Raw genomic sequence first — 7,667 nt, 5'->3', positions numbered from 1 at the left:
CGCCCCCGGCTGCGGCTCGTGAGCCTCGGGCTGACGCTCGTGATGCTGGCGTTCGTCGTCCGGCTGCTCCAGGTGCAGGCCGTCGACGCGAGCGCTTACGCCGCCAAGGCGGACAAGAACCGCTCGTTCACCCAGACCATCACGGCCGAGCGCGGCGAGATCACGGACCGCGCGGGTACGGCCCTCGCGACCAGCGTCGACGCCTACAACATCGTCGCCGACCCGCAGATGTTCACGCCGGCCTCCAGCAAAGCCCCGGACGCCCCCGAACAGGCCGCGGCGCTCCTCGCCCCGATCATCGGCGTCGACGCGAGCACCATCGTCAAGAAGCTCAAGACCCCCAAGTCCCGCTACACGATGCTGGCGACCCGTCAGACCCCCCAGGTCTGGAACCAGATCAAGGACCTCAAAGGGGTCCTGGCGCAGAAGGCCGGCAAGGACGAGGCGGCCGGCGGCAAGGGCGTCAACGTGCTGGCCGGCGTCCTCCAGGAGCCGAGCACCAAGCGCGTGTACCCGAACGGCGACCTCGCCGCCGGGATAGTCGGATACGTCAACGCGGCCGGACACGGCGGCGGCGGTGTGGAGTCCATGTTCGACAAGGAGCTGGCGGGCGAGGACGGCCAGCTCATGTACACCCAGTCCGGCGGCCGGCGGGTGCCGACGGCGAGCTCCAGGGAGAAGCCGGCGGTGCCGGGCTCCGACATCGAGCTGACCATCGACAGGGACATCCAGTGGGCCGCCCAGCAGGCCATCTCGGAGCAGGTGGACACGTCCAAGGCGGACCGCGGCTACGTGGTGGTGCAGAACACCAGGACCGGTGAGGTCCTCGCCATGGCCAACGCCCCCGGCTTCGACCCGAACGACCTCTCGGACGCGGACTCCGCCGCCCTCGGCAACGCCGCGCTCCAGGACGCGTACGAGCCCGGCTCCACCGCCAAGGTCATGTCCATGGCCGCCGTGATCGAGCAGAAGGCCGCCACGCCCACCACCCATGTGGTCGTCCCCAACACGCTGCACCGGGGCGACCGGGTCTTCCACGACGACATCGACCACCCGACCTGGAACCTCACGCTCAACGGCGTCCTCGCCAAGTCCAGCAACATCGGGACCATCCTGGCGACCGGACAGCTCGGCAAGACCCAGAAGCAGGCCAACCAGGTCCTCTACTCGTACCTGAACAAATTCGGCATCGGCAGGCCCACCGGCCTCGGCTTCCCCGGCGAGACCCAGGGCATCCTGGCCAAGCCCCAGAAGTGGTCGACTTCGCAGCAGTACACGATCCCGTTCGGTCAGGGCCTGTCACTCAACGCCATGCAGGCGGCTTCCGTGTACTCCACCGTCGCCAACGGCGGGGTACGCGTCGCACCGACCCTGATCCGCGGTACGAAGGGCCCCGACGGCCGCTTCACCCCGGCACCCGCCCCCAAGAAGTCCCGCGTCGTGAGCGAGAAGACGGCCAAAACGGTCTCCACCATGCTGGAATCGGTGGTCGGCGACGTGGAAGGTACAGGCACGGCGGGCAAGATCCCCGGCTACCGCATCGCCGGCAAAACCGGCACGGCCAACCGAGTGGATCCCGCCCTCGGCGTCTACAAGGGCTACACCGCGTCCTTCGCCGGCTTCGCGCCCGCCGACGACCCACAGATCACCGTCTACTGCGCCATCCAGAACCCCGTGAGCGGCCCCTACTTCGGTGGATCCATCTGCGGACCCATCTACAAGAAGGTCATGGAGTTCGCACTCAAGACCCTGCAGGTCGCACCGACCGGCAGTAAACCGCCCAAGCTGCCGGTCACCTTCAAGCCCGGCGAGTGACCCCAGGGAACGCCCCAGTGACAACCATCACCCCCGATTCCGGGAACCGCGAAGAACCCTCCGAGAGCACCGGCCCCTCGCTTGGCCGGGGGCCTGTCAAGACCGGTACGCTCACCGCCGTGTCACACGCTGATCAGTACCGAACCACCCCTGAGGACGCCCCTGTGAACCAACCGGGAGCGCCCCGCCCGGACCAGGTCCGGCCCACTTCCCTCGCGGACCTGGCCGCCCGGCTCGGCGCCGGAGCACCAGGCCCCGGGGAGGCGACGGGCATCACCCACGACTCACGGGCGGTACGGCGGGGAGACGTGTACGCCGCCCTGCCGGGCGCCCGCCTCCACGGCGCCGACTTCGCCGGACAGGCCGCCGACCTCGGCGCCGCCGCGATCCTGACGGACCCGTCCGGCGCCGAGCGGGCGGCGGCGACCGGACTGCCGGTCCTCGTCGTACCCGACCCGCGCGGCAGCATGGGTGAGCTCGCCGCCGGGATCTACGGACACCCGGGCCGCGACCTGCTCCAGATCGGCATCACCGGCACCTCCGGCAAGACCACCACGGCGTACCTGGTCGAGGGCGGTCTGCGCGGCGCCGGACACCGTACGGGGCTCATCGGCACCGTCGAGATGCGCATCGACGACGAGCGCATCAAGTCGGAGCGCACCACCCCCGAGGCCACCGACCTCCAGGCGCTCCTGGCCGTCATGCGCGAGCGCGGCGTCCAGTCGGTCGCCATGGAGGTCTCCAGCCACGCGCTGGTGCTCGGCCGCGTCGACGGCTGCGTGTTCGATGTCGCCGTCTTCAACAACCTCAGCCCGGAACACATGGAGTTCCACTCCGGGATGGAGGACTACTTCCAGGCCAAGGCCCAGCTCTTCACCCCGCACCGCAGCAGGGTGGGCGTCGTCAACTACGACGACATGTACGGCCGCAGGCTCGTCACCGAGGCCACCGTGCCGATCACCACCTTCTCCGCCGAGGGCCACCCGGACGCCGACTGGCGCGCCGAGGAGGTCCAGGTCGGCACGCACGGCTCCACGTTCACGGCCGTAGGGCCCAAGGGCGAGCGGATCCCGGCCAGGGCCCCGCTGCCCGGCCCCTTCAACGTCGCGAACACCCTGGCCGCCGTCGTCACCCTCGCCGTCGCCGGTGTCGACCCGGAGACCGCCGCCGACGGCATCGCCGCCGTCCCCGGCGTGCCGGGCCGGCTGGAGCGCGTGGACGCGGGCCAGCCGTACCTCGCCGTCGTCGACTACGCGCACAAGACGGACGCCGTCGAATCGGTCCTGCGCTCGCTGCGCAAGGTCACCGAGGGCCGCATCCACCTCGTGCTCGGCTGCGGCGGCGACCGCGACCAGTCCAAGCGCGGCCCGATGGGCGCGGCCGCGGCGCGGCTCGCCGACACCGCCGTCTTCACCTCCGACAACCCCCGCTCCGAGGACCCGCTCGCGATCCTCGCCGCCATGCTCGCCGGCGCCGCCGAGGTCCCGATCCACGAACGCGGCGACGTCCTCGTCAACGCCGACCGGGCGTCCGCCATCGGCGCCGTCGTCTCGCGCGCCGAGCCCGACGACACCGTGCTCATCGCGGGCAAGGGCCACGAGCAGGGTCAGGACATCGCCGGAGTGGTACGTCCCTTCGACGACCGTCATGTCCTGCGCGCCGCCATCGAGCGTTCCCTCAGCCACGAGCGCTCTCCCCGTCACGAGCGCCCCAACGAGAACAACAGTCAGGGATGACCCAGTGATCGCCCTCTCTCTCGCCGAGATCGCCGCCATCGTCGGCGGGCAGCCGTACGACATACCGGATCCGACCGTCAGCGTCACCGGATCCGTCGTCTACGACTCCCGCAAGGTCGAGGCCGGCAGTCTCTTCGCCGCCTTCGCCGGCGAGCGTGTCGACGGCCACGACTACGCGCGCGGCGCCGTCGAGCAGGGTGCGGTGGCCGTCCTCGCCACCCGCCCCCTCGGCGTGCCCGCCATCGTCGTCGAGGACGTCGTCCAGGCTCTCGGAGCCCTCGCCAAAGCCGTCGTCGAGCGCCTCGGCGCCACCGTCGTCGCACTCACCGGATCGGCGGGCAAAACCAGCACCAAGGACCTCATCGCCCAGCTTCTGCAACGAGCGGGCCCCACCATCTGGCCGGACGGCAATCTCAACAACGAGATCGGCCTGCCCATCACCGCCCTGCGCTCCGTCGAGGACACCCGCTACCTCGTCGTGGAGATGGGCGCGCGCTACGTCGGCGACATCCGCTACCTCACCGGACTCGTCCCGCCGCGCGTCGGCCTCGTACTGAACGTCGGCACAGCCCACATCGGGGAGTTCGGCAGCCGGGAGAAGATCGCCGTAGCAAAGGGTGAAATGGTCGAGGCGCTGCCCCCGGCCGACGAGGGCGGCGTGGCCGTCCTCAACGCCGACGACCCTCTCGTCCGCGCCATGGAATCCCGCACCCGGGCCCGCGTCCTGCTCTTCGGAGAGTCGGGCGAAGCAGACGTACGGGCAGAGAACGTCCGCCTCACAGCCACCGGACAGGCCGCGTTCGACCTTCGAACACCCTCCGGGTGCAGGGAGGTGACGCTGCGGCTGTACGGTGAGCACCACGTGTCGAACGCGCTCGCCGCGGCCGCCGTCGCCCATGAGTTGGGCTTGTCCGTCGACGAGATCGCCGTGGCGCTCTCCGAGGCGGGAACCCTCTCCCGCTGGCGTATGGAGGTCACCGAGCGCTCGGACGGCGTGACGATCGTCAACGACGCCTACAACGCGAACCCCGAATCCATGAGAGCGGCGCTCCGCGCGCTGGTCGCCATGGGCAGTGCCGGAAAGGCGACCGGGGGCCGTACGTGGGCGGTGCTCGGCCCGATGGCCGAGCTGGGGGACGAGGCGCTCGCCGAGCACGACGCGGTCGGACGGCTCGCCGTCCGGCTCAACGTCAGCAAGCTCGTGGCAGTCGGCGGCAGGGAAGCCTCCTGGCTGCGACTGGGCGCTTACAACGAGGGTTCGTGGGGTGAGGAGTCGGTGCACGTGTCCGACGCGCAGGCGGCGATCGACCTGTTGCGCAGTGAACTGCGTCCGGGAGACGTCGTGCTGGTGAAGGCTTCCAGGTCGGCCGGTTTCGAACGGCTGGCTCTGGCGCTGCTCGAGAACGCCACCGAGGGCGAGGTTGCCGGTCGATGAGGCAGATCCTCTTCGCGGGGGCCATCGGGCTCTTTCTGACCCTTGTCGGTACCCCGCTGCTGATCAAGCTGCTGGCCCGCAAGGGATACGGGCAGTTCATCAGGGACGACGGCCCACGCAGCCACGGCAGCAAGAAGGGCACGCCCACCATGGGCGGCATCGCCTTCATCCTCGCCACGCTCATCGCGTACATCCTGGCGAAGGTGATCACGGGCGAGGACATCCGCTTCTCGGGTGTGCTGGTTCTCTTCCTGATGACCGGCATGGGACTCGTCGGGTTCCTCGACGACTACATCAAGATCGTGAAGCAGCGCTCGCTGGGCCTGCGGGCCAAGGCGAAGATGGCCGGCCAGCTCATCGTCGGTATCGCCTTCGCCGTGCTCTCGCTCCAGTTCGCCGACTCCGCCGGCTACACGCCCGCCTCCACCAGGCTGTCGTTCGTCACGGACTTCGGCTGGTCGATCGGCCCCGTGCTGTTCGTCGTCTGGGCGCTGTTCATGATTCTCGCCATGTCGAACGGCGTGAACCTGACGGACGGTCTGGACGGCCTGGCCACCGGCGCCTCGGTGATGGTCTTCGGCGCGTACACGTTCATCGGGCTGTGGCAGTTCCAGGAGTCCTGCGCCAACGCGGCGACCCTGACCAACCCCAACGCCTGTTTCGAGGTGAGGGACCCACTCGACCTCGCTGTCGTCGCCTCGGCCCTGATGGGCTCCTGCTTCGGCTTCCTGTGGTGGAACACCTCACCCGCCAAGATCTTCATGGGTGACACCGGATCGCTCGCCCTCGGCGGCGCGCTCGCCGGCCTCGCGATCTGCTCCCGTACGGAATTCCTGATGGCGCTCCTCGGCGGCCTCTTCGTCCTGATCACCATGTCCGTCGTGATCCAGGTCGGTTCGTTCAAGATGACCCGCAAGCGGGTCTTCCGGATGGCGCCACTCCAGCACCACTTCGAACTAAAGGGGTGGTCCGAAGTCCTTGTCGTGGTCCGCTTCTGGATCATCCAGGGCATGTGCGTGATCGTGGGCCTCGGCCTCTTCTACGCGGGCTGGGCGGCCCAGAAGTGAACTGGGACGGCAAGCGGGTCACCGTGGCGGGCCTGGGGGTCTCCGGCATTCCGGCGGCCCGGGTACTGCGCGGGCTCGGCGCCGAGGTCACCGTAGTCAACGACGGCGACGACGAACGCGCCCGCGCCCAGGCAGCCGAGTTGGAGCAGCTCGGCGTCACGGTTCGCCTCGGCGACGGGGCGACCCTCCCCGAGGGGACCGAGCTTGTCGTCACCGCCCCCGGCTGGCGGCCCGACAAGCCCCTCTTCCTGGCCGCCGAGGCGGCCGGAGTGGAGATCTGGGGCGATGTCGAACTGGCCTGGCGGCTGCGCGGACCCGACGCGGCCCCCTGGCTGGCCGTCACCGGCACGAACGGCAAGACGACCACCGTACGGATGCTCGCCTCGATCCTTGAGGCCGCCGGGCTGCGCGCGCCCGCCGTCGGCAACATCGGCGTATCGCTGATCGACGCCGTCACCGGCGACGAGACGTACGACGTGCTCGCCGTCGAACTCTCCAGCTACCAGCTCCACTGGGCGCCGAGCGTGCGCGCCCACTCCGGCGCCGTGCTCAACCTCGCGCCCGACCATCTCGACTGGCACGGCTCGATGGAGGCGTACACCGCCGCCAAGGGCCGTGTCTACGAGGGCAACCGCGTCGCCTGCGTCTACAACACCGCCGACGAGGCCACCGAGAAACTGGTGCGCGAGGCCGACGTCGAGGAGGGCTGCCGCGCGATCGGCTTCACGCTGGCAACGCCCGGACCATCCCAACTCGGCGTCGTGGACGGCCTCCTGGTGGACCGTGCCTTCGTCGAGAACCGGCACGCCCAGGCGCAGGAACTGGCCGAGGTCTCCGACATCAACCCGCCGGCCCCGCACAACATCGCCAACGCGCTCGCCGCCGCCGCCCTCGCGCGCGCGTACGGCGTACCGCCGACGGCGGTACGGGACGGGCTGCGCGCGTTCCGCCCCGACGCCCACCGCATCGAACACGTCCTGGACACCGGCGGCGTCAGCTACATCGACGACTCCAAGGCCACCAACACCCATGCGGCGGAAGCCTCCCTGGCCGCCTACGACCCGATCGTCTGGATCGCCGGCGGCCTCGCCAAGGGCGCGGTCTTCGACGAACTCGTCGCCGGCGCCGCCGGGCGGCTGCGCGGGGTGGTCCTGATGGGCGCCGACCGCGCTCTCATCCGCGAAGCCCTCACGCGACACGCCCCCGACGTCCCTGTCGTGGACCTCGAACGGACCGACACTGGGGCGATGTCGGCGGCGGTCCTTCACGCGGCGCGGCTCGCCCGGCCGGGTGACACGGTCCTGCTGGCCCCGGCGTGTGCCTCGATGGACATGTTCGTCAACTACAACAAGCGGGGCGAGGCGTTCGCGGACGCGGTCCGCGCACTCGCCGCCGAGCACGCCTGACACCAGCGCACTCCCTGGGCCCCGGATCCCCGGCAGCCGCGCCAGGCACGACCGGAGGGGACAGCGACGATGCCGGCCGACGACACCGCGGGACGGGACAGGCGCTCCGCCGTACCCCGCAGAGACTTCGCGAGCGCGGCGGCACTCGCGGGAGTGCCGGGTACGGACGGCACCCCCGCCACGTCCGGCCACGTCCCCTGGACGGCGC

At 70.3% G+C, this 7,667-nt stretch carries 5 protein-coding genes; all 5 read left to right on the top strand.

From position 1 onward, the window contains the following. A partial coding sequence (locus QR77_RS08855; protein WP_040020778.1) for a penicillin-binding protein 2 occupies positions 1 to 1,815 on the top strand: 1,815 nt, incomplete at its 5' end. 164 nt (positions 1,816 to 1,979) lie between these two features. Continuing rightward, positions 1,980 to 3,551, top strand: a complete 1,572-nt coding sequence (locus QR77_RS08850; RefSeq protein ID WP_236710570.1) for a UDP-N-acetylmuramoyl-L-alanyl-D-glutamate--2,6-diaminopimelate ligase — start codon at positions 1,980 to 1,982, stop codon at positions 3,549 to 3,551. Positions 3,552 to 3,555: 4 nt separating this feature from the next. Beyond that, the gene (gene murF, locus QR77_RS08845; protein WP_040020774.1) at positions 3,556 to 4,986 is read left to right on the top strand and encodes a UDP-N-acetylmuramoyl-tripeptide--D-alanyl-D-alanine ligase; all 1,431 of its coding nucleotides are present in this window, start codon (positions 3,556 to 3,558) and stop codon (positions 4,984 to 4,986) included. Beyond that, on the top strand, positions 4,983 to 6,053 hold the full coding sequence (mraY, locus tag QR77_RS08840; protein ID WP_040020773.1) for a phospho-N-acetylmuramoyl-pentapeptide-transferase: 1,071 nt from the start codon (positions 4,983 to 4,985) through the stop codon (positions 6,051 to 6,053). The genes murF and mraY overlap by 4 nt, the downstream gene beginning before the upstream one ends. Continuing rightward, entirely contained in the window at positions 6,050 to 7,459 is a 1,410-nt protein-coding gene (gene murD, locus QR77_RS08835) for a UDP-N-acetylmuramoyl-L-alanine--D-glutamate ligase (RefSeq protein ID WP_040020771.1), read from the top strand. The genes mraY and murD overlap by 4 nt, the downstream gene beginning before the upstream one ends. Positions 7,460 to 7,667: the final 208 nt, after the last annotated feature.

This window comes from Streptomyces sp. 150FB (assembly GCF_000818195.1).
In the GTDB taxonomy this organism is placed as follows: Bacteria; Actinomycetota; Actinomycetes; order Streptomycetales; family Streptomycetaceae; genus Streptomyces.
Note: the sequence above shows the minus strand (reverse complement) of the source record. Positions and strands in the feature narration are given on the sequence as shown.